The 23,877-nt window shown below is 36.5% G+C and carries 24 protein-coding genes; all 24 read left to right on the top strand.

The window, feature by feature from the left end:
• The first annotated feature begins 9 nt into the window (after positions 1-9).
• Positions 10-372, top strand: coding sequence for a response regulator (locus VBD025_RS12400; protein ID WP_430785913.1), 363 nt, complete (start codon positions 10-12; stop codon positions 370-372).
• 7 nt (positions 373-379) lie between these two features.
• A complete protein-coding gene (gene fliO, locus VBD025_RS12395) occupies positions 380-1,033 on the top strand; it encodes a flagellar biosynthetic protein FliO (RefSeq protein ID WP_430785911.1) in 654 nt (217 codons plus the stop codon).
• Complete coding sequence (fliP, locus tag VBD025_RS12390; RefSeq protein WP_430785909.1) at positions 1,026-1,691, top strand: flagellar type III secretion system pore protein FliP; 666 nt, start codon at positions 1,026-1,028, stop codon at positions 1,689-1,691. Before fliO ends, fliP begins: the two co-directional genes overlap by 8 nt.
• Before the next feature lie 41 nt (positions 1,692-1,732).
• A complete protein-coding gene (gene fliQ, locus VBD025_RS12385; protein ID WP_430785907.1) occupies positions 1,733-2,002 on the top strand; it encodes a flagellar biosynthesis protein FliQ in 270 nt (89 codons plus the stop codon).
• Between the two features lie 2 nt (positions 2,003-2,004).
• Positions 2,005-2,784: a flagellar biosynthetic protein FliR gene (gene fliR / locus VBD025_RS12380; RefSeq protein WP_430785905.1), complete on the top strand. Its 780-nt coding sequence runs from the start codon at positions 2,005-2,007 to the stop codon at positions 2,782-2,784.
• Between the two features lies 1 nt (position 2,785).
• Positions 2,786-3,865, top strand: a complete 1,080-nt coding sequence (gene flhB, locus VBD025_RS12375) for a flagellar biosynthesis protein FlhB (RefSeq protein WP_430785903.1) — start codon at positions 2,786-2,788, stop codon at positions 3,863-3,865.
• A gap of 18 nt (positions 3,866-3,883) precedes the next feature.
• On the top strand, positions 3,884-5,917 hold the full coding sequence (gene flhA / locus VBD025_RS12370) for a flagellar biosynthesis protein FlhA (RefSeq protein WP_430785901.1): 2,034 nt from the start codon (positions 3,884-3,886) through the stop codon (positions 5,915-5,917).
• Positions 5,914-7,041 (top strand): flagellar biosynthesis protein FlhF, encoded by a 1,128-nt coding sequence (flhF, locus tag VBD025_RS12365; protein WP_430785899.1) that lies wholly within the window; start codon positions 5,914-5,916, stop codon positions 7,039-7,041. The genes flhA and flhF overlap by 4 nt, the downstream gene beginning before the upstream one ends.
• A complete protein-coding gene (locus VBD025_RS12360) occupies positions 7,034-7,897 on the top strand; it encodes a MinD/ParA family protein (RefSeq protein WP_430785897.1) in 864 nt (287 codons plus the stop codon). Before flhF ends, VBD025_RS12360 begins: the two co-directional genes overlap by 8 nt.
• 4 nt (positions 7,898-7,901) lie before the next feature.
• Positions 7,902-8,954 (top strand): protein-glutamate methylesterase/protein-glutamine glutaminase, encoded by a 1,053-nt coding sequence (locus tag VBD025_RS12355; RefSeq protein WP_430785895.1) that lies wholly within the window; start codon positions 7,902-7,904, stop codon positions 8,952-8,954.
• A gap of 15 nt (positions 8,955-8,969) precedes the next feature.
• Positions 8,970-9,440, top strand: coding sequence for a chemotaxis protein CheW (locus VBD025_RS12350; RefSeq protein ID WP_430785893.1), 471 nt, complete (start codon positions 8,970-8,972; stop codon positions 9,438-9,440).
• 6 nt (positions 9,441-9,446) lie between these two features.
• Positions 9,447-10,085 (top strand): chemotaxis protein CheC, encoded by a 639-nt coding sequence (locus VBD025_RS12345; RefSeq protein WP_430785891.1) that lies wholly within the window; start codon positions 9,447-9,449, stop codon positions 10,083-10,085.
• Positions 10,078-10,575 carry a chemotaxis protein CheD gene (locus VBD025_RS12340; RefSeq protein ID WP_430785889.1) on the top strand — a complete coding sequence of 166 codons (498 nt, stop codon included), beginning with the start codon at positions 10,078-10,080 and terminating at the stop codon, positions 10,573-10,575. The genes VBD025_RS12345 and VBD025_RS12340 overlap by 8 nt, the downstream gene beginning before the upstream one ends.
• Before the next feature lie 75 nt (positions 10,576-10,650).
• Positions 10,651-11,424, top strand: a complete 774-nt coding sequence (locus tag VBD025_RS12335) for a FliA/WhiG family RNA polymerase sigma factor (protein WP_430785887.1) — start codon at positions 10,651-10,653, stop codon at positions 11,422-11,424.
• A 102-nt stretch (positions 11,425-11,526) separates the two neighbouring features.
• Positions 11,527-11,970 carry a DUF6115 domain-containing protein gene (locus VBD025_RS12330; protein ID WP_430785885.1) on the top strand — a complete coding sequence of 148 codons (444 nt, stop codon included), beginning with the start codon at positions 11,527-11,529 and terminating at the stop codon, positions 11,968-11,970.
• A gap of 186 nt (positions 11,971-12,156) precedes the next feature.
• Complete coding sequence (gene rpsB / locus VBD025_RS12325; RefSeq protein ID WP_430785883.1) at positions 12,157-12,903, top strand: 30S ribosomal protein S2; 747 nt, start codon at positions 12,157-12,159, stop codon at positions 12,901-12,903.
• Between the two features lie 97 nt (positions 12,904-13,000).
• A complete protein-coding gene (gene tsf / locus VBD025_RS12320; RefSeq protein ID WP_430785881.1) occupies positions 13,001-13,888 on the top strand; it encodes a translation elongation factor Ts in 888 nt (295 codons plus the stop codon).
• 388 nt (positions 13,889-14,276) lie between these two features.
• Positions 14,277-14,996, top strand: a complete 720-nt coding sequence (pyrH, locus tag VBD025_RS12315; RefSeq protein ID WP_430785879.1) for a UMP kinase — start codon at positions 14,277-14,279, stop codon at positions 14,994-14,996.
• 5 nt (positions 14,997-15,001) lie between these two features.
• Positions 15,002-15,559: a ribosome recycling factor gene (gene frr / locus VBD025_RS12310; RefSeq protein ID WP_430785877.1), complete on the top strand. Its 558-nt coding sequence runs from the start codon at positions 15,002-15,004 to the stop codon at positions 15,557-15,559.
• A gap of 231 nt (positions 15,560-15,790) precedes the next feature.
• Positions 15,791-16,558, top strand: coding sequence for an isoprenyl transferase (locus VBD025_RS12305; RefSeq protein ID WP_430791392.1), 768 nt, complete (start codon positions 15,791-15,793; stop codon positions 16,556-16,558).
• Positions 16,559-16,573: 15 nt separating this feature from the next.
• The gene (locus VBD025_RS12300; RefSeq protein ID WP_430785875.1) at positions 16,574-17,383 is read left to right on the top strand and encodes a phosphatidate cytidylyltransferase; all 810 of its coding nucleotides are present in this window, start codon (positions 16,574-16,576) and stop codon (positions 17,381-17,383) included.
• 99 nt (positions 17,384-17,482) lie between these two features.
• Positions 17,483-18,739 (top strand): RIP metalloprotease RseP, encoded by a 1,257-nt coding sequence (gene rseP / locus VBD025_RS12295; RefSeq protein WP_430785873.1) that lies wholly within the window; start codon positions 17,483-17,485, stop codon positions 18,737-18,739.
• 117 nt (positions 18,740-18,856) lie between these two features.
• Positions 18,857-23,146 carry a PolC-type DNA polymerase III gene (locus VBD025_RS12290; protein ID WP_430785871.1) on the top strand — a complete coding sequence of 1,430 codons (4,290 nt, stop codon included), beginning with the start codon at positions 18,857-18,859 and terminating at the stop codon, positions 23,144-23,146.
• Positions 23,147-23,403: 257 nt separating this feature from the next.
• Positions 23,404-23,874 (top strand): ribosome maturation factor RimP, encoded by a 471-nt coding sequence (gene rimP, locus VBD025_RS12285; protein ID WP_430785869.1) that lies wholly within the window; start codon positions 23,404-23,406, stop codon positions 23,872-23,874.
• Positions 23,875-23,877 lie beyond the last annotated feature (3 nt).

Below are 23,877 nucleotides of genomic sequence, written 5' to 3'. Positions count from 1 at the left end.
CGAAAGTAAATGGGACAACGTATATTAATCGTGGACGACGCAGCTTTCATGCGTATGATGATCAAGGATATTTTAAGCAAAAATGGATTCGAAGTAGTAGGGGAAGCGCAAGACGGTGCAGAAGCAATAGATAAATACAATGAATTAAAGCCTGATTTAGTAACTATGGATATTACTATGCCAGAAATGGACGGCATTACTTCACTTAAAAAAATCAAGAGTGAAAGTCCTGAGGCGAAAATTATTATGTGTTCTGCAATGGGACAACAAGCTATGGTTATCGATGCAATTCAAGCTGGTGCAAAAGATTTTATTGTAAAACCGTTTCAAGCAGACCGCGTTATTGAAGCAATTCAAAAGGCATTAGATTAAGAAACGAGTGAATAAGTTGTTAAACAAAATTAGTATTTGCATCTTTTTAATAGTTTGCTATATAGGAATTGGCCAAGTTGAAGTATCGGCAGAAGCACCAAATGCTAAAGAGTGTATAGAAGGTAATGTGGATTGTGGTAATTTAGAAAATCAAGGTTCAAATGAAAATAGTGATGAAGCAAGTAAGAAGGAGAATGATTCATTACTATTTATGTTAGTTAAAATGTTTTTTGCTTTAGTTCTTGTTCTGGCACTTATTTATTTATTACTTAAATTCTTAAGTAAACGAAACAAATTATTTAGTCAAGTTAAGGCGTTGGAAAACGTTGGAGGCGTTTCGGTAGGTCAAAATAAATCCATCCAGATTATTCGAATTGGCGATCGACTTTATGTGGTTGGCGTCGGGGATAATGTAGAGTTAATGCACGAGATTACAGATGAGGCAGAAAAACAGGAGATACTGCAAAATAATAAGCAGTCCACTAATTTTCAGTCTGGCTCATTTTTGTCTTCGTTATTTTCCCACAAGAATAATGGTGAAAGTTCGAACCAACCAAAGAGTGATTTTAAAAACTTGTTTGCTGGCGAACTTGATAAGTTAAAGAATGGACGTTCAAAGATGATTAATCACCATAAACGAAAAGGTGATAAACATGAATGAATTTGTAAATATGTTCTCAGATTCAGACCCATCGTCCATCGCAACGTCCGTTAAGCTTTTACTACTGCTAACCGTATTATCATTAGCTCCAAGCATTTTAATTTTAATGACTAGTTTTACCCGAATTATTATAGTACTATCCTTTGTTCGGACATCACTCGCAACACAGTCTATGCCACCGAACCAGGTATTAATTGGGCTGGCATTATTTTTAACTTTCTTCATTATGGCTCCTACTTTTAATGAAGTAAATGAAGAGGCGCTTCAGCCTTTGTTCGCTGAAGAAATTACGCTTGATGAAGCGTATGATCGAGCGAGTGCTCCAATGAAAGACTTTATGTCAGCACATACCCGTCAAAAGGATCTGGCGTTATTTATGAATTATGCAGAAATGGAAAAGCCTGAGACGGTTCAGGATATTCCAATGACTACACTTATACCTGCATATGCTATTAGTGAGCTGAAAACAGCTTTTCAAATGGGCTTTATGATTTTTGTGCCTTTTCTTATAATTGATATGGCAGTTGCCAGTGTTTTGATGTCAATGGGTATGATGATGCTGCCACCTGTAATGATCTCACTTCCATTTAAGATATTATTATTTGTATTGGTGGATGGCTGGTACCTCATAGCACACTCATTACTGGATGGCTTTTAATGAATAGGCATAGTTTTTTTACATTGAAGGGGTAGGTTTTTATGAGTAGTGAGTTCGTATTAACACTTGCAGAAAAAGGGGTATATACTGTACTTCTAGTCTCAGGTCCACTGTTAATACTGGCATTAGTAGTAGGCTTATTAGTAAGTATTTTTCAGGCAACGACACAAATTCAAGAGCAGACACTGGCATTTATTCCGAAAATTGTTGCAGTATTTGTTGGATTAATTTTTTTCGGTCCCTGGATGTTAACAACTATGGTGGAGTTTACAGCTGATATTTTTAAAAACCTAAATCAGTTTGTTGGATAAAAATGATAGACATAATTAATTTTTCAAGTGTCCCTGTTTTTTTATTGATTTTTGTCAGAGTGACTGCTTTTTTCGTTGCACTGCCACTGTTTTCTTATAAAACCATACCTAATCATTTTAAAATTGGATTTAGTTTTTTTCTTACATTTATTATGTTTTATACAGTTGAGGCGCCAGTCATTCAGATCGATGGTAATTTTATATTATTAGTGGCAAAAGAAGCTGTAGTTGGATTATTGATTGGTTTACTGGCATACATCATCTTATCCGCAATTCAGATTGCCGGTGGATTAATAGATTTTCAGATGGGTTTTGCAATAGCAAATGTTATAGATCCACAAACAGGAGCACAAAGTCCATTAACAGGTCAATATTTCTATATTATTGCACTTCTTTTTCTATTATCGGTCAATGGACACCATTTATTAATAGATGGGATATTCTATAGTTATAATTTAATTCCAGTGGATGCATATGTTCCATTTCAAAATCAAAATCTGGTTAACTTTATTATTGATACCTTTAATCAAATGTTTATTATTGCGTTTCAGATGGCGATTCCAATTGTTGGTTGTCTTTTTTTAGTGGATATTGCACTTGGCATCATAGCGAGAACAGTACCACAGCTAAACGTATTTGTAGTAGGACTTCCATTAAAAATATTTGTTAGTTTTGTAGCAATATTATTTTTCCTTAGTTTATACATGGTGTTAGTAAAGAGTTTATTTGAAACAATGTTTGATGCAATGCACGGGTTAATGCGATTTATGGGAGGGGCCTAACATGCAATTGAAATTGGATCTTCAATTTTTTGCAGGTGAAAAAACTGAAAGAGCTACTCCCAAGAAACGCCAGGATTCCAGGAAAAAAGGACAAGTTGCCAAAAGTCAGGACATTAATACTGCATTTCTATTATTTTTTTGTTTTATTATGTTATTATTTTTTGGCGGAAGCATGGGAGCGAGTCTGGAAGCATTATACAAAACTGCGTTCACAGAATATATTCACTGGGAACTCACCGAAAGCAGCGTACATCAGGTATTTGTTGAAGGAACAATTGAGATAGCAATGATTATTGCTCCAATCATGGGAATAGCGATTGTAGCTGGACTCGCAGCGAACTTTGCGCAATTCGGTTTTTTGTTTACAACCGAGCCTTTAAAAATGGATCTCAAAAAAATGGATCCGATCCAGGGTGCAAAACGAATATTTTCTGCCAGGGCAATTGTTGAATTAGTTAAATCGTTACTAAAGATAGTGTTCATGGGTGTAATAACTTTCTGGATAATATGGTTGTATAAAGATGAAATGATGATGCTTTCCTTTAAAACGGTAGAAAATGCCTTATCATTTTTTGGTAATAGCGCAATTGTAATGGGAATGGCAGCAACTTTTGCATTACTATTTATTGCTGTTATTGACTATACCTATCAGAAATATGATTTTGAGAAAAATATTAAAATGTCTAAAAATGATATTAAAGATGAGTACAAAAATATCGAGGGTGACCCGTTAATAAAGTCAAAAATTAAGGAAAAACAGCGTCAAGCGGCTGCCCAGCGTATGATGAGTGAAGTTCCAACTGCAGATGTAGTTATCACAAATCCAACGCATTACGCGATAGCAGTTAAATATGATGAAAATAAATCAAGTGCACCATTTGTCGTGGCAAAAGGGGTCGACCATATGGCCTTTAGAATTAGAGAAATAGCTAAAAAAAATGACGTTATCATGGTTGAAAATCGACAATTGGCCAGGACTTTATATAGTGCAATTGATATTGGAAACAGTATACCTGAAGAATACTATCAGGCTGTTGCAGAAGTATTGGCTTATGTTTATCGACTGGAGAAAAAGGTTTAGCAAAAAGGGGTGAGATTTATGAAGGCTAGAGATTTATCGGTATTACTAGGGGTAATACTAATCATCGCAATGTTAGTTGTACCTTTACCTGGTTGGCTACTAAGTTTTTTGATATTAGTTAATATAATTTTAGCTTTAATTGTTATTTTAGTTGCTATGAACACACAAGAAGCATTACAATTTTCTATTTTCCCATCCCTATTATTGCTTTTAACTTTATTTCGTTTAGCGTTAAATGTATCTACAACTCGAGCAATATTATCAGATGGACAAGCTGGTGGAGTTGTTGAGACGTTTGGTTCATTTGTAATTGGAGGAAATCCATTAGTTGGTTTTGTAGTGTTTATTATACTCGTAATTATTCAATTCCTGGTTATTACAAAAGGTGCTGAACGTGTATCTGAAGTTGCAGCAAGATTTTCATTAGACGCTATGCCAGGAAAGCAAATGAGTATAGATGCCGATTTAAATGCTGGGTTAATATCAGAACAACAGGCAAAAGAACGACGCGCCAAAGTGGAGAATGAAGCCGATTTTCACGGTTCGATGGACGGTGCAAGTAAGTTCGTTAAAGGTGACGCCATTGCCGGAATTATTATTGTATTAATAAATATTATATTTGGATTAATAATCGGAATGGTTCAAATGGGTATGCCGTTTCAGGAAGCGCTCAATACGTTCATGCGGTTAACTGTTGGTGATGGACTGGTAAGTCAGATTCCTGCATTATTAATAGCAACTGCTACTGGTATTATTGTTACAAGAGCTTCATCAAAAGGTAATTTAGGTTCAGACGTTACAGGGCAATTGCTGCAGTTTCCAAAACTACTTTTCATCGCAGCTGGTGCTATTTTCTTGCTTGGGTTAACACCTATCAACTTCTTACTAACTACTTCGCTCGCGGCTTTATTAGCCCTAAGTGGTTATTTACTATTAAAACAAGCTGAGAAAATTGAAGAACCTGATACGGAGGAAGTAGAAGAAAGTGAAAGTTCTGCGATGAAGTCTCCCGAAAATGTTGTCAATTTATTAAACATGGACCCTATTGAATTTGAATTTGGTTATGCTTTAATTCCTTTAGTTGATGCAAGTCAGGGGGGAGATCTGCTAGATAGAGTGATCATGATTCGCAGACAGCTGGCAATTGAACTTGGTATCGTCATTCCTGTTGTTCGAATTAGAGACAACATTCAGTTAAACCCGAATGAATATCGATTAAAGATAAAAGGAAATGAAGTTGCATTTGGTGAACTTCTGCTTGATCATTATTTGGCTATGATTCCAGGTAGCGATGACGACAGTCTTGATGGAATTGAAACCAAAGAGCCTGCATTTGGATTGCCTGCTAAATGGATAAGCGAGGAAGTGAAGGACGAAGCAGAATTATCAGGATTTACAGTAGTAGATCCACCTTCTGTTGTTTCTACGCATATCACCGAAGTAATAAAAAAGCATGCACATATTCTCTTAGGTCGTCAGGAAACGAAACAGCTTATCGATCATTTAAAAGAAAGCTATCCTATTCTGGTGGACGAAGTTACGCCAGAACCATTATCGTTTGGTGATGTTCAAAAGGTATTAGCGAAGTTATTAAGAGAGGATGTTTCAATCAGAAACCTTCCTATTATATTTGAAACGCTAGCTGATTTTGCGAAAATGACGAATGATACAGATTTATTGGCTGAGTATGCCAGACAATCATTATCACCTCAATTAACAAAACAATATGCTAATAACGATATGTCACTGAAGGTAATTACCATTTCAGGAGCAGTAGAAAAAATGATTGCCGAAAACATCCAGCAAACAGAACATGGAAACTATTTGTCATTGGATCCAGAATCACAACAGCTTATTATCAAAACAGTGAGCGCTGAGGTTGAGCGTATTGCTTTGCAGGAAGACTCAGCTATTTTATTGTGTTCGCCTGCTGTTCGTATGTATTTAAAACAATTAGTTGAACGCTTTTTGCCACAAGTTGTTGTATTATCCTATAACGAATTAGAACCGAATGTACAAGTACAGAGTGTAGGGGTGGTGAATGTAGCATGAAGGTAAAAAAATACGTTGCAGCTACGATGCCTGAAGCCATGCATCAAATTCGAAAAGAGTTAGGTGCAGATGCAGTTATATTAAATTCGAAAGAAGTAAAGAATGGAAGTTTTTTTGGGATTTTCAAGAAAAGAAATATTGAAGTTATAGCTGCTCTTGATCCCGAACCGACCAAGGCAGATATAAAACAAAGAAGTGATATTCCGGTTAGTAAAGCAATAAAAAATCAAAAAAGTGAAGCACCTCGAAAAGATGAACATGTACTAAAAGAAATTAAACAACTAAAAAAATTACTTGAAGTGCAAAATCAATCTGTAAACGATAAATTCAGTCCACAATATAAACTCGTTTATCAGCATTTAATTGATCAGGAGATTAATGAGGAGTTAGCAGCAGGTATTGTTCAAGAAGTGTTGGACAAGCATGCAGCTACTGATGATGAACTGGAACAGCGGGTTATTTTTCAGGAAACCTTAAAAGAGATTTCATCACGATTAACTAATTTTTCTTTTGAAGGTATTACATTTAATAAAAAAATCATTCATTTTGTTGGCCCAACTGGAGTTGGAAAAACGACTACTATTGCAAAGATTGCCGCTGAAAATATGCTGAATATGAATAAGCGGGTTGCTTTTATTACTGCTGATACATATCGAATAGCTGCCATTGAACAATTGAGAACATACGCAAAAATACTTGATATACCGTTAGAGGTTGCCTACGATATTACTGATTATAAACGAGCAGTAGAAAAGTTTACTGATTATGATTTGATATTAGTAGACACTGCGGGGAGAAACTTTCGTGATGAGAGGTATGTTCGGGAACTGAAAAACAGCATCGACTTTAATGATCAAATTGAAACGTATCTAGTACTTTCTCTTACTGCTAAGCCGAAAGATCTTATGAAAATAAGTGACCAGTTTAAACATATACCAATTAAAGCGTACATCTTCACTAAAGTTGATGAGACTAGACAATATGGAAGTATGCTTAATCTGGCAGTTCAGAATCAGATGGGCATTGCTTATATGACAAACGGCCAGGATGTACCTGATGATTTAGTGAAACCCTCCCCTGAAAAAATAAGTGAATATATTGTGGGTGAATATCGAGATGAATGATCAGGCAATGAGCTTACGGAGAAAATTACAACAATCGAAAAATCCGAAACAGGCGAAAACGATTTCGATAGTCAGTGGAAAAGGCGGTGTGGGAAAGTCTAATTTCGCATTAAATTTTTCACTCGAACTTCTGAAAACACAAAAACAAGTTTTACTTTTTGATCTTGATGTAGGGATGGGAAACATTGATATTTTGCTAGGATTAAATGCAAAGAGAACGATTGTGGATATGTTTGATGAAGAGCTCAAAGTACACGATATTATTGAAAAAGGGCCCAACGGATTATCTTATATAGCAGCTGGTAATGGTCTTGCTAACTTTTTTACAATGGATGAATCCAGAAAAGACTATTTTCTGGAACAATACAACGAACTGGTTCAACTATATGACTATATAATTTTTGATATGGGGGCTGGAGCAACTCAGGAAAGTCTATTTTTTATAGTTTCTTCAGACGAGTGTATTGTTATCACGACACCTGAGCCAACTTCCATAACGGACGCTTATGGAATGATCAAGCATATCGTAAACAACCAAAGTGATATGCCGATATATTTGATAATGAATCGTTCGTTAACTTATAAATCAGGAAAAAAATCACTGGAAAGATTTCAACGTGTTATTTCTCAGTTTTTGAACATCGAAATTCTTCCAATGGGAATACTTCCAGATGACCGAACTGTATCAACCGCAGTAATTAGACAAATACCGTACAGTATACTAAATAAGAATGCTGCAATTTCTAAAGCACTGAGAGAAATAGTGGCAAATTATTCGCAAAATTCTTTAAAAGTAAATGATAAAGAATCAACTTCCTTTGTGCAAAAGATGAAAAGATTCCTTGTTGAGAGGTGAATGGATGTACCCTATTCGAGTTTTAGTAATAGATGATTCAGCCTTTATGCGAAAAATGATAACAGACATACTTTCTAGTGATGAACAGATTGAAGTAATTGCAACAGCCAGAAATGGAGAAGATGGATTCAAAAAAATAAATGAGATGCGGCCGGATGTTGTAACGCTTGATGTAGAAATGCCTGTAATGGATGGAATTAAAACGTTACAGCGTATTATGGAGAGTAGCCCAATTCCTGTAATAATGCTCTCGAGTGTTACAAGTGAAGGTTCTTCCAAAACAATCGAGGCTATCTCAAGTGGCGCGGTTGACTTTGTGCCTAAGCCTTCGGGATCCATTTCACTGGATATTGAAAAAATCAAGCAAGAATTGATTAGAAAAGTTCATACAGCATCACGTGCGAAATTAGTGAAAAATATAGGGAAACCAGAAAAAAAACAAACTGCGATACGCCACAAATCCATATCGAAAGTTCATTCGCAAACCGTTATTGTACTTGGGACTTCTACTGGGGGGCCGAGAGCTCTTCAACGTGTATTAACTGATTTGCCAGATCAATTTATTACACCAATATTGGTTGTCCAGCATATGCCAGCAGGATTTACAAAGTCTCTTGCTGAACGTCTGAATACGTTGACTAGCATTCATATAAAAGAGGCAACTAATGGGGAAATCATCCAAAAATCAACGGTGTATATAGCTCCCGGAGATTACCACATGAAAATAAAAAAATCGGGAACGTCACTCGCGATCGAACTAACGAAAGAAGCAGACCGTAACGGTCATAGGCCATCAGTTGATGTCCTGTTTAACTCTTTAGCTGAAATTACAAATGTAAATAAAATAGCAGTTATCCTAACGGGTATGGGTGCGGACGGGTCTAAAGGTATTACATATCTAAAAGAGATCGATTCAGAAACCGTTGTCATTGCAGAAAATGAAGAGTCCTCGATTGTTTATGGTATGCCTAAAGCTGCAGTGAAAACGAATGCAGTCGATCACGTTGTACATTTAAATCAAGTAGGGGAAACAATTTCAAATTTAGCAAAGAACTAACGAGGAGGAATGAAAATGGAGAGGCAAACTGATATTAATAGAAAAGTAATCGTATTTCAGCTCAATAATGAAGAATATGCTGTTTCAGTAAAACAGGTCGGATCAATTGAAAGACTGCAACCGATAACACGAGTTCCACAAACTGCAGATTTTGTGAAAGGTGTAATTAACCTTCGAGGCGTAGTAACTCCAATAATAGATTTACGCGTGCGGTTTGGTATTCATCCAATTGATTTCAAAGACTCTACTAGAATTATTATCGTTCACATGGATGAATTGGAGGTAGGACTAATTGTTGACGCTGCAAATGATGTAATCGACATACCTGATTCTTCTATTGAACCTGCGCCTGAGGTAGTTGGAACGGTTGATGTGGATTATATTGAAGGTGTAACGAAATTAGAAAACCGATTGTTAATATTATTAGACCTGCAGAAAGTCCTCTCACACGTTGATATAGAATCTATTTACAGTGTAGAAGGGTAAAGAGCTATGGATTTTACAAAAGGTCTATCAACCACACAATTGGACGCATTGAAAGAAATCGGCAATATTGGAGCAGGAAATGCTGCTACATCCATGTCTCAATTATTAAATAAAAAGATCGATATGCATGTTCCTTCAGTTAAAATCATCCCATTTGACGAAGTGATGGAAATGATTGGGGGTCCAGAGAATCTAATAGTAGCAATTATGATTCGGATACAAGGAAATGCTCCTGGTACAGTTTTCTTTATTTTATCAATTGATGAAGCTTCTAATCTTGTCAGGCAAATTACTTCAGATACGGAATTTAGGATTGTTGCTGATCAACCACCTTCCGGACTTGCTGTTTCAGCCTTACAGGAAGTTGGTAATATTCTGGCGGGGTCATATTTATCTGCTTTGTCAGATTTTACTGGTATTAACATGCAACCATCTGTTCCTTCTTTAAGTATTGATATGGCGGGCGCAATATTAACTGCAGGTTTAATAAAGTTATCTCAAGTAATGGATTATGCAGTTATTATTGATACAACTATTAATGAGAATAATTCGGAAAATGGAGTAAATGGGAAGTTCTTTTTATTGCCAGACCCTGAGTCGTTTGATCAAATATTTAAGTCAATAGGAATCAGCAGCCATGAATGAAATACAAACAATCGTAAAAGTAGGAATTGCTGACCTCAAACTCGTGGTTGGACCGGATGTAATTAGGACAACGGGGCTTGGATCGTGTGTTGGGGTAGTCATATTTGATTTACAAAAGAAAGTGGCGGGATTAGCGCATGTCATGTTACCAGATTCGACAATTGGTAAAAAAGAGAATTTAAACATTTATAAATACGCTGACACTGCTGTTGACAGTTTAATCGATCAACTGATTAATCTTGGGATAAGAAAAAATGCTCTGCGGGCAAAACTGGCTGGTGGTGCTGAGATGTTTCAATTTGCCGCTTCCTCAAGCACCATGCGGATAGGACCACGAAATATCGAAGCGGTTGAGAGCAAGTTAAAAGAACAGAACATACCAATTATTTCCTCTGATGTTGGCGGTAATTGCGGAAGAACCATTGAATTTGATCCAATTTCAGGTAAACTTAAAGTAAGAACGGTGCACAAAGGGGAAGCATTTATTTAATGTTAGGAAAGTGTAAGTGTTTAAGTAAATGCTGATTTTTTATAAAATTCAACAAGAGGGAGGAGCACAAAAAATATGAATACGAATAAATCTCCTCTAGAGAAGCAGTTATGGGAAAATTGGTTAACAAGCACGGACTCAAACGCTGCGAATGAACTTATTAAAAATTATATGTATTTGGTAAACTTTCATGTGGAACGAATTGCTAGTCACTTACCTAAAAACGTTAGTAAAGATGATTTGAAAAGCTTTGGTTTAATGGGATTGTATGATGCACTTAAGAAATTTGAACCAAGCAGAGATCTGAAGTTTGATACCTATGCGTCCTTTCGAATTCGCGGTGCCATTATTGATGGTCTCAGGAAAGAAGATTGGCTGCCCCGATCAATACGCGAAAAAACCAAGAAAATTGAACAGGTTTATCAAGAATTGGAGCAAATTAACCATCGTGCACCCACTTCCAGTGAAGTGGCAGAAAAGTTGAACATGTCTCCACAAGAAGTAGAGACGCATACAAAAGATTCTCTTTTTGCCAATATCTTATCTATCGAAGAAAAGCCAAAGGACAGCTTTGGTGATAATAAAGAAGGAATTGGCTATTCGATTGCTGATGAAAATACTGTATCGCCAGTTACAAATATTCTTAAAAAAGAAAACAATAAAGAATTAGCTAAAAGTATTAAATCATTAAATGAAAATGAACAATTGGTTATCAGTTTATTTTACAATGATGAATTAACGTTAACAGAAATTGGACAAGTTTTAGACTTAACAACTTCCCGCATTTCTCAAATACATAAAAAAGCGATTTTTAAGCTTAAAAATTCACTGGTTACAATCACGATGTAAATGACGGTTGGTGTTATTCAATCCATATAAATCATTTTAGAAAGCAGACATCAACGAAATGAAATTATAGGAATATAGACTTTAACGGATAGAAGGGATTTAATGACATCATTTTTATTAATTATTAGTTTTATTTTGCATATTGCTTTATTTACTGCAATCTATCAATTACACAAGCAAATTCAACGATCTCAGCAAACGGATAATTCTAGAGAGATGATGGAATTATTTGATATATATTTAGCAGAAATTAAAGACGAAAATAAACGCCTGGAAGAAACACTGGTAAGTAAAGAAATACAAAAAGACACCGATGAGTTTTCTGCGGCGTCTGAATCAGCAGTAAGTTTTAATGGAGAAGCGAATGCTGAAGAAGAAACATATACGTCTCCAAGGGTTGACGATGACGTCAGGTTTGAAACATCATCTCAGGCGAAAATTCTACAATTACATCATCAAGGATTACAAAGTGAAGAAATTGCCCGGAATTTAAACACAGGTAAAACTGAAGTGGACTTAATCATAAAACTTCATGCAAAAAAATAGTATTAGGACTTGCGAGCTAATCAACCTTATGATATATTAATTCATGGTGCAAATACTATGTTTGCGATAATCGTTAACATGTCTAACCACACACGCTTGTTGATTTATATAAGAGGTGCCTAGAAACGTGGTCCTTATATAAAAATGACATAAGCGGAGGTAAAAAACCAATAGGAGGAATTTATTATGTCAGTAATTTCTATGAAGCAATTACTTGAAGCTGGTGTACATTTCGGACATCAGACACGTCGTTGGAATCCAAAGATGAAAAGATACATCTTTACGGAGCGTAACGGCATCTACATCATTGACCTGCAAAAAACAGTTAAAAAGGTTGATGAAGCTTATAAATATGTTAAGGAAATAGCTGCCGATGGCGGTACAGTTCTTTTCGTAGGTACGAAAAAACAAGCACAGGATTCAGTTCGCGATGAAGCGACTCGTTCTGGCATGTACTTTGTCAACCAACGTTGGTTGGGTGGTACACTTACAAACTTCCAAACTATTCGTAAACGTATTACACGTTTGAAGAATATTGAGAAAATGGAAGAAGATGGCACATTTGAAGTACTTCCAAAAAAAGAAGTTGTAAACTTAATGAAGGAAAGAGATCGTCTAATGAAGTTTTTAGGCGGAATCAAAGATATGAAAAAGCTTCCTGACGCAATGTTCGTAATCGATCCACGTAAAGAACGTATTGCGATTGCTGAAGCACATAAATTAAACATTCCAATCATTGGAATCGTGGACACTAACTGTGATCCAGATGAAATTGATTATGTTATTCCAGCAAATGATGATGCAATTCGTGCTGTAAAACTTCTTACATCTAAAATGGCAGATGCTATTATTGAAGTTCAACAAAGCGAAGAAGCAGAAAGAGTTGCTAAAGAAGAAGAATCTGCTGAACCAGTAGAAGCAGAAAAAGAATAGTTTTAAAATGGATTAGGTGATAAGGGGAGAAAGCCTTTTATCACCTTTTTTAAAGGGTATTTAATTTGTGAATTAACAATTTTAAGGAGGATTAATCATGGCAATTACTGCACAAATGGTAAAAGAATTACGTGAAAAAACTGGTGCTGGAATGATGGATTGTAAAAAAGCACTAACTGAAACTGATGGAAATATGGAAAATGCAATTGACTACTTACGCGAAAAAGGTGTTGCTAAAGCTGCTAAGAAGTCAGACCGTATTGCTGCTGAAGGATTAACACACGTGGAAGTTGATAACAACACTGCAGTGCTTATCGAAGTAAACTGTGAAACAGACTTCGTAACAAAAAATGATCAATTTAAAACATTACTAACTAAATTAAGTAATCACATCCTGACCTCTAAGCCTTCATCTGTAGAAGAAGTTCTTCAACAAGATATGGATGGCGAAGGGAATACTGTAGAAACTTACATTAATTCGGTAGTGGCTAAAATTGGTGAAAAAATCTCTTTACGTCGTTTTGTTGTTTTAACTAAATCTGATAACGACTCATTTGGTTCATATCTTCATATGGGCGGACGTATTGGTGTTCTAACTCTTCTTGAAGGAACTACTGATGAGCAAGTAGCTAAAGATGTTGCAATGCATGTTGCTGCAGCAAATCCGTTGCATGTATCACGTGATGCAGTTTCTGAAGATGAAGTTAACCGTGAACGTGAAGTACTTAAAACACAAGCGTTAAACGAAGGAAAACCAGAAAACATCGTTGAGAAAATGGTTGAAGGACGACTTGGAAAATTCTTCGAAGAAATCTGCCTTTTAGAGCAGAGCTTTGTTAAAGACCCAGATCAAAAAGTTAAGAAGTACGTTTCTGACAAAGGTGCAACAGTAAAATCGTTTGTACGTTATGAAGTTGGCGAAGGTATGGAAAAACGTGAAGATAACTTTGCAGAAGAAGTTAGAAATCAAATAAGCGGTAAGTAATTAGAAAAGCGAAGGCGACTGTTCAGAAGCGGACGCATAAGCAAGGAACCGAAGAACGTAAGGTTTTAGCGTTCGAAGTTTTCATTGCTTATGACGGCAGCTTCTAGGAGCCGCAGCTAGACAAAGAAAAGCGAAGGCAACTGGTCAAGTGACGTACAAATAGATAGGCATGTGAATGTACGTTGAGTTTTACGTACATTCAACAGGACTATCTATCTGCTAGTCACTAGAAGCCGTAGCTAGACAAGAAAAGCGAAGGCGACTGAAGTTTAGCTTTATCTATATTAATGTATAACCAGAAAATGGGGGACACAAGTTGTTCCCTTTTTCTCAAAGCATATTTCGCTAATAGGTACGATGAATTCACTAAATTTCTATGGAGGTTATTATGACAGAAGCACGTTACCGTAGAATTGTATTGAAACTTAGTGGTGAAGCACTTAGTGGAGATCAAGGGTATGGATTAGATCCTAAAATCGTTCAGTCTGTGGCGAATCAAATTAAAGATGTAGCTGAATTAGGTGTAGAAATAGCAGTAGTAGTAGGCGGAGGAAACATCTGGCGTGGAAAAGTCGGTAGTGAAATGGGTATGGATCGAGCGAACGCAGATTACATGGGAATGCTCGCTACAGTTATGAACTCACTAGCACTCCAGGATAGTCTGGAGAATATCGGAATTCAAACGAGAGTTCAAACATCGATTGAAATGCGTCAGGTAGCAGAGCCTTACATTCGCAGAAAAGCAATACGTCATCTTGAAAAAAAGCGAGTAGTCATATTTGCTGCTGGAACAGGAAATCCGTATTTCTCCACTGATACAACTGCAGCACTTAGAGCAGCAGAAATTGAAGCCGAAGTCATCCTGATGGCGAAAAATAATGTTGATGGTGTTTATACTAGTGACCCGAAACTGAACAAAGATGCAACTAAGTATGAAAATCTGTCCTATTTAGATATGATAAACGAAGGTTTAGGTGTAATGGATTCCACTGCTTCATCATTATGTATGGATAATGATATACCACTTGTGGTATTCTCCATTACAGATGAAGGTAACATTAAAAGAGTTGTGCAAGGTGAAGTAATTGGAACGACTATTAGGAGGTAATAAAAATGTCTGATGCGATTTTAAACCAAACGCGTGATAAAATGACACAAGCTGTACAAGCTTTTTCAAAAAGCCTGGCAACAGTGAGAGCTGGAAGAGCAAATCCTTCATTACTTGACAGTATATACGTGGAGTACTATGGTGCTTCTACGCCATTAAACCAATTAGCAACTGTTTCCGCTCCAGAAGCTAGACTCCTAGTTATAACACCTTATGATAAGACTTCAGTAGGTGATATCGAAAAAGCAATTCAAAAAGCGGATCTAGGTGTATCTCCATCAAATGATGGAAATATTATTCGTCTGGCTATTCCGGCATTAACTGAAGAACGTCGTAAAGACCTGGTTAAAGTTGTTGGAAAGTATGCAGAGGAAGCACGTGTACAAGTTAGAAACATTCGCCGTGAAGCAAATGATCAGCTTAAAAAAGCTGAAAAGAATGGTGAACTTACAGAAGATGAATTACGCAATGCGCAGGATAGCGTGCAAAAAGAAACAGATAATAATATTGGTGAAGTAGATCAAGTAGCTAAAAATAAAGAAAAAGAAATTATGGAAGTATAAAGCCCATATAATCTTTCATTTTATTTTTAAACCTAAACAACATGATAGTGCCCCCTATTTTTAGGGGGTTTTTGTTTTTTTGTTAAACCGGTATAATAAATAGAAACAAACATGATATAATAGAAACTTAACATAACTAACTAAATCGATCATATAATTCTTTTATCCGACATATTGATGAACATGGAAAGGATTGTATATACACAATCAATCGTATTCGGAGGACAAATTATGTCAATGAAACTTCCTTTTTTTAGAAATAAGCAAGAAGAGAGCGTTGATTCACGCAAGCTTGAATTAACTAATATACCAAAACATGTAGCAATTATAATGGATGGGAATGGACGATGGGCAAAAAAACGTGGGCTTCCAAGGATTGCAGGTCATAAAGAAGGTATGAATGTTGTTAAGGAGATAGTACGTTCCGCAACAGAGTATAATGTTGAAATTCTAACGTTATATGCTTTTTCCACTGAGAATTGGAAACGCCCAAAATCTGAAGTAGAATTCCTGATGAAACTTCCAAAAGAATTTCTACATACTTACTTACCAGAATTAATGGAGAAAAATGTGAGAATCGATACTATAGGTGAATTTGATGGGTTACCATTTCACACAAAAGAAGCAATTCAATATGCTAAGGAACAGACGGAAGATAACGATGGCTTATTGTTAAACTTTGCATTAAACTATGGTAGTAGATTCGAGATAATGCGTGCAATCAAACAGGTATATACAGATATGGAGAATTCAGATCTATCTATTGATCAATTGGATGAAGACACTTTCTCAAAATATTTATATACAAAAGGATTATCAGATCCTGATTTATTGATTCGTACAAGTGGTGAGCAGCGCTTAAGTAACTTCTTGTTATGGCAGCTTGCTTATTCGGAATTTTGGTTTACAGATGTTCTCTGGCCGGATTTCAGTAGAGATATTTTCAAAAAAGCACTCCACGATTACCAACAGCGCAAAAGACGGTATGGAGGAATTTAAGGTGTTGAACAGTTTATGAAACAACGAATTCAAACAGCAATTCTGGCATTAATCATATTTATTCCAATGGTATACATTGGTGGCGTACCTTTTACAATTTTTGTTTACGTTATGGCAACAATTGCCTTAGTTGAGCTGCTAAGGATGAGAAAAGTAGGGAAATATTCAATACCCGCGGTTTTAGCAGTACTTACATTATGGGCTTTATTACCAGACGTACCAGCAGATATTGTAGGCGGGGATATTGTAGGCTGGTTCACAAAATCTGAGATTATCATGATGTTTGCTTTGATTTTATTATCCTACACAGTCCTTGTGAAAAACAAATTCACCTTTGAAGATGCAGGGTTTATTATGCTTGCAACGGTATATGTGGGAATGGGATTCTTTTATCTTATAGAAACAAGGGATTATAAGAACCTTGAAGGTTTAGTTAATATTTTTTATGTATTACTTGTTATCTGGGCAACAGATTCCGGTGCGTATTTCTTTGGACGAGCATTCGGTAAGAAGAAATTATGGCCAATGATAAGCCCAAACAAAACGATTGAGGGAGCACTAGGTGGCATTTTGTTATCAGTGGCAGTTGGAGTGGTTTTCAATTTATTGACTCCATTTCCACGGGCAATGCTTCTCGTGATTGGAGTAACTATCCTAGTATCTATCTTTGGACAGATTGGCGATCTTGTTGAATCAGCATTTAAACGTCATTATGATGTGAAAGATTCTGGTGATATTTTACCGGGGCATGGTGGCCTTTTAGACAGATTTGATAGTCTTTTGTTTGTTCTGCCTCTACTTCACTTTATTCATTACTTCGATTAAAATATTTATTTAGTTTGTCAAAGTTGAATCAGAGGCCAGGTACGAGTTAAACTGTATTAGTGAAATGAGATTGAGACTCATCGAAGGACGGTGCTTTATTTGACTACAGTAATTGCGTTTATTTTTATGTTTGGTTTACTCGTGTTTATTCATGAGTTAGGGCATTTGATTTTTGCTAAACGTGCGGGAATGCTAGCCCGTGAATTCGCAATAGGATTTGGACCAAAAATATTTGCTTTTACCAAAAACGAAACAGTTTACACGATTCGCTTGCTACCGATAGGTGGATATGTTCGTGTAGCTGGTGAAGACCCAGAAATTGTAGAATTAAAACCAGGTCATCACATTGGAATTGAATTTAGTGATGAGGGAAAAGTTAATAAGATTATTGTAAATAATAAAGATAAGCATCCTAATGCTCGTGTCATAGAGGTTGAACGTGCAGACCTCGATCATGACTTGGTTATCGAAGGTTATGAAATAGATGAAGACGAACGATTGACCTTTGAAGTAGACCCGAAAGCATTTTTTGTAATGGATGAAAAAGAAACCCAAATTGCTCCATATAATCGTCAGTTTGCATCTAAAAGTTTAGGGAAACGAGCAATGCAGTTGTTCGCAGGACCGATGATGAACTTCCTGCTAGCAATATTCATATTCTTTTTATTAGGTTTCATACAAGGAGTGCCAACTGAACAAGCGGTATTAGATGGCATACAACCTGATAGTCCAGCTGAAGAAGCTGGTTTTCAGAGTGGTGATGAAATAGTTAAAATTGAAGGTAACTCTATTAATTCCTGGGATGAGTTTACGAAAATAGTTCAGGAAAATCCTGAAGAATCAATTTCGCTACAAGTTGAACGCGAAGGTGAATTAGTCGATCTTACTGTAGTGCCAAGAGAAGTTAAAACTCCTGCTGGCACGATTGGACAGATTGGCGTTGGTCAAGCTTACGAGAAATCTTTTCTAGGAACGATTCAATATGGTGTTACCAAAACATATGAAATAACAAAACTTATATTAACAAATCTCGGAATGTTAGTTACGGGGCAACTATCAATTGATACATTGTCTGGGCCAGTGGGTATTTATGATGCTACAGATACTGTGGTGCAGACAGGTTTCATGAACTTTCTAATGTGGACGGCAATCTTAAGTATTAACTTAGGTATTGTGAATTTAGTACCACTTCCAGCACTTGATGGAGGTCGATTGCTTTTCGTCGGTATAGAAGCAATTCGTGGTAAACCAATTGATCCTCAAAAAGAGGGTATTGTTCACTTTGTAGGATTTGCTTTATTAATGTTATTAATGATTGTTGTGACCTGGAATGATATTCAACGACTTTTCTTATAAGAAAAACGAACTGTGAACGATAATTAAGAATAGAGAACCCTTGTCTAATTAAATCAGGCAAGGGTTCTAATACCTTTAATTTAGTTATACTGCTGTATTGTATTGGGGGAAACTGAGATGGATTTATCGAAAAAAGAAAAAATGGAAGTATTATTAAAGCAATTACAATTACCTGAAGAAGAAGTATCGGCATATTTTACTAATAGCCAGTTGATTCGGTTGGAAGTATTCAAACAACTGAAAAAATGGCATTTTCATATCAAGGTTGAAAAAATGCTGCCAGTTGAAGTATATCAGGTTCTTACAACTAAATTAAAGGATTCATTCAGTCAAATTGCTCAAGTGGATTGGACTATCTATACAGATGAAAAAGAGGAGAATGAAGCTTATATTTGTGATTACTGGCAGAATTTTTTACACACGATAACGAACATCTCTCCAGCATACAAGGATCTTGTACATAACCAGATACCTACCATTAACAACAGCAAACTCTCCATTACTGCGAGAAATGAAGCAGAAGCAGCAGCTTTAAGAAAACGGCTGGAGAATGAATTTAAATTATATTGTAATAAAGTTGGCAGTAGATCCTATCAGCTTGAAATAGTAGTGAAAACGGAAGATAAAGATTTACAGGATTTCCGTAACCAAAAAGCAAAAGAAGATCAGGAAATTATACTTAAAACAGTTATTGAAAAAGAAAAACGTGAGAAAAACAATCTGGACAAACAAAATAAACCATTCTCTATTGGTTATAATATTCCGGATGAACCAATGGAAATGGAACTAATTCAGGATGAAGAACGTCGTATTACAGTCCAAGGGTATGTTTTCTTCGTTGATATTCGCAAACTGCGATCCGGCAGGAGTTTGTTAATCGCGAAGGCGACAGATTATACGGACTCCCTGCAAATAAAAATGTTCTCAAAAAATGACGAAGATGTTCTAATGTTTGAACAGCTGAAACAAGGTATGTGGATCAAGGCACGAGGCAGTATACAAACAGATATGTATACAAATGAGCTTGCCATGATGGCGAACGATATGCTGGAAGTAAAGGTGGAAACGAAATCAGATTCAGCGCCTGAGGGTGAGAGGCGAGTAGAGTTACACGCACATACTACAATGAGTCAAATGGATGCAGTAGTATCGCCAACCAGATTAGTGGAACAAGCTGCCAAATGGGGACATAAAGCAATTGCAATAACTGATCATGCAGGTGTACAAGCTTATCCGGATGCACACGCAGCAGGTGCCAAAAACGGTATCAAAATCATTTATGGAGTGGAAGCAAATTTAGTTGATGATGGTGTTCCGATTGCTTATAACGAGCAAGATATTCTATTAGAAGATACTACTTATGTTGTATTTGACGTCGAAACCACTGGATTATCCGCAGTATACGATAATATTATCGAGCTTGCAGGTGTGAAAATTAAAAACGGCGAGATTATTGACCGATTTGAACGGTTTGCTAATCCGCACCATCCATTGTCAGAAACAACCACCGATTTAACGGGGATCACGGATGACATGGTGAGTGATGCGCCCGAGATAGGTGACGTGTTGGCAGATTTCAAAGAATGGGCTCAGAATGACATCTTAGTGGCACATAATGCAAGTTTTGATATGGGCTTTTTAAATGAAGGCTATAAAAAAATTGATTATGAGAAATCTTCCAATCCAGTTATAGATACACTGGAACTTGCGCGTTTCTTGTTTCCTGAATTGAAAAACCATCGCTTAAATACGCTTTGTAAAAAGCTTGATATTGAATTGACTCAGCATCACCGAGCAATTTATGACGCAGAAGCCACGAGCTATCTGCTTTGGAAAATGGTACAGGACTTGCTTGATAAGGATATAACCAACCATAAGCAATTAAACAATCATATGGGCGAGGGAAATGCATATCAGCGTTCACGCCCTCAGCACTGTATTCTGCTTGCTAAAAACCAGGTGGGCCTTAAAAATATTTATAAAATTGTATCTCATGCACATATTGACTATTTTTACAGGGTCCCGCGCATTCCAAGATCGAAACTGCAAAAAATGAGGGAAGGCATACTTGTTGGGTCTGCCTGTGATAAAGGCGAAGTGTTTGAAACGATGATGCAAAAATCTAAGGAAGAAGCAGAAAAAGCAGCTGAATTCTATGATTATATTGAAGTACAACCACCAGCAAATTATGCCCATTTAATTGATAAAGAACTGGTGCAGAATGAGGCGCAATTGTTTGATATCCTTTCCAATTTAGTTGAGATGGGTAAACGTATGGGTAAACCTGTCGTTGCTACTGGTAACGTTCATTATATAAATGAACACGAGAAATTATACCGTCAAATACTTATTTCTTCGCAAAATGGTAATCCATTAGCAAGACAAAAATTGCCGGATACGCCTTTTCGAACGACAACAGAAATGATGGACTGCTTTCATTTTCTTTCAGATCAGACGAAAAAAGAGATAGTTATTACCAACACAAATAATTTAGCAGACTCGATAGAAGAGATTTCACCAGTTAAAGATGAATTATATACACCTACAATTGAAGGTGCCGATCAGGAAATCAGAGATTTAAGCTATAATCGAGCTAAATCAATTTATGGGGATGAGTTACCTGAAATTGTGGTGGAACGTCTTGAAAAAGAATTAACCAGTATTATTGGACATGGTTTTGCAGTTATTTACTTAATCTCGCACAAACTGGTCAAAAAGTCGCTAGATGAGGGTTATTTAGTTGGGTCACGTGGTTCAGTTGGATCTTCATTTGTTGCGACGATGACTGAAATAACAGAAGTAAATCCATTACCGCCTCACTATGTCTGTCCTAAATGCAAAAAACATGAATTTATTACGGACGGTTCTGCTGGAAGTGGATTTGATCTAGCAGATAAGATTTGTGACACTTGTGGTGTAGATTTAAATAAGGATGGACAGGATATACCTTTTGAAACGTTCTTAGGTTTTAAGGGAGACAAAGTGCCCGATATCGATTTAAACTTTTCTGGTGCTTATCAGCCTACAGCGCATAATTATACAAAAGAACTTTTTGGTGAAGATAAAGTTTTTCGTGCAGGTACTATTGGTACGATTGCTGAGAAAACAGCCTATGGATATGTGAAAGGCTACGCATCTGATAAACAGCTCGTGTATAAGAATGCAGAGGTAGATAGGTTAGTTCAAGGGTGCACTGGTGTCAGGCGAACGACAGGACAGCATCCGGGAGGAATTATTGTTGTTCCAGATGATAAAGAAATATATGATTTCACGCCTATTCAATTCCCTGCCGATGATCGGAATAGTGAGTGGAAAACAACGCATTTTGATTTCCATTCGATTCATGATAATTTATTAAAGCTTGATATACTAGGGCACGATGACCCTACAGTAATACGAATGCTTCAGGACTTAAGTGGAATTGATCCGAAAACAATACCTACAGACGATGATGGTGTGATGAAGTTGTTTTCGGGTACAGAATCTATAGGGGTTACAGAAGAACAGATAAATTGTAAAACAGGTACGCTAGGCGTGCCGGAGTTTGGAACTAAATTTGTTCGCCAAATGTTAGAAGATACAAAACCAAAAACATTTGCTGAGCTAGTTATTATTTCAGGGCTCTCCCATGGTACGGATGTTTGGTTAGGTAATGCACAGGAACTAATAAATGATGGGATTTGTTCACTTCCAGAGGTAATCGGTTGCCGTGATGACATTATGGTTTACTTAATGCACAAAGGATTGGAAGCCTCTTTGGCATTTAAGATAATGGAGTTTGTTAGAAAAGGTAAAGGATTGCAAGATGACTGGATTGCAGAAATGAAGAAACACAATGTACCAGACTGGTACATTGATTCCTGTAAAAAGATTAAGTATATGTTTCCAAAAGCGCACGCCGCTGCTTATGTGCTAATGGCAGTTCGCATAGCTTATTTCAAGGTCCATTACCCAATTTTCTTTTATGCTGCATACTTTACAGTTCGCGCTGGGGACTATGATCTTGACAGCATGGTCAAAGGTTCGAGTGCATTGCGTGAGCGAGTAGAAGGAATAGCGATTAAGGGAAATGATGCTACTCCAAAAGAGAAAAGTTTGATGACTGTACTGGAAATTGCACTAGAGATGAATGAACGGGGTTTAAAATTTCAGCGTGTTGATTTATATAAATCAAGTGCCACTGAATTTATTGTAGATGGCGATCAGTTGATTCCACCGTTTAATGCAGTCGATGGACTTGGTACAAACGCTGCATTAAACATAGTCAAAGCTCGTCAAGAAGGAGAATTCCTTTCTAAGGAAGACCTGAGGGAGCGAAGTAAAATATCCAAGACTGTTTTAGAATACTTGGATAACCATGGTTGTTTAACTGGAATGGCTGATAAAAACCAGCTTTCGTTGTTTTAGAAACCTGCAGTAAGTATAAGCTTCTTGCCTAAATTGGCAAATTATGATATAGTTTTAAATGGTAAGAAATGATAAGAACGGTTAAAAGAGTGGGAGATCCCCACTCTTTCTTCATACTACCATCCTACTTCAGTAAAAATCCCCTTGCCACATCAACAGGCAAGGGGTTTATTGTGAAATAACATTAGACTTGATATGAAAATTGGTAGTATTGTTCATAATAAGAGATAACACAACTGAATAAAGGAGGATTGTCAGTGAGTTCCCAAGTAATTAAAAACGCTGAAATTCTACTTCAGCCAATTTTAGAAGAAAAAAATTTAGAGTTGGTTGATGTCGAATATGTAAAAGAAGGAAAGAACTGGTTTTTGCGTATTTATATCGATAAAGATGGCGGTATTGATATTGCCGAGTGTGGAGAAGTATCTGAAAAGCTGAGTGAGAAACTGGATGAAACAGATCCGATTAAAGAAGCGTATTTTCTGGAAGTTTCGTCACCAGGCGTAGAACGCCCACTCAAAACAGAAAAAGATTTTGAGAAAAACATCGACAAGAATATTTTTGTTAAGCTATATGAACCTATTGACGGTGCTAAAGAGTTTGAAGGGATTTTAAAAGAATTCAAGGATCAAACTATTAGCTTAGAGTACAAAATTAAAACAAGATCAAAAATTGTTGAAATTCCTTTCAGCAAAGTAGCTAAAGCAAGAATTGCAGTTACGTTATAAAGG

The sequence above is a fragment of the Virgibacillus flavescens genome, assembly GCF_050574275.1.
GTDB classification, from domain to species: domain Bacteria; phylum Bacillota; class Bacilli; order Bacillales; family Amphibacillaceae; genus Virgibacillus_F; species Virgibacillus_F flavescens.
Note: the sequence above shows the minus strand (reverse complement) of the source record. Positions and strands in the feature narration are given on the sequence as shown.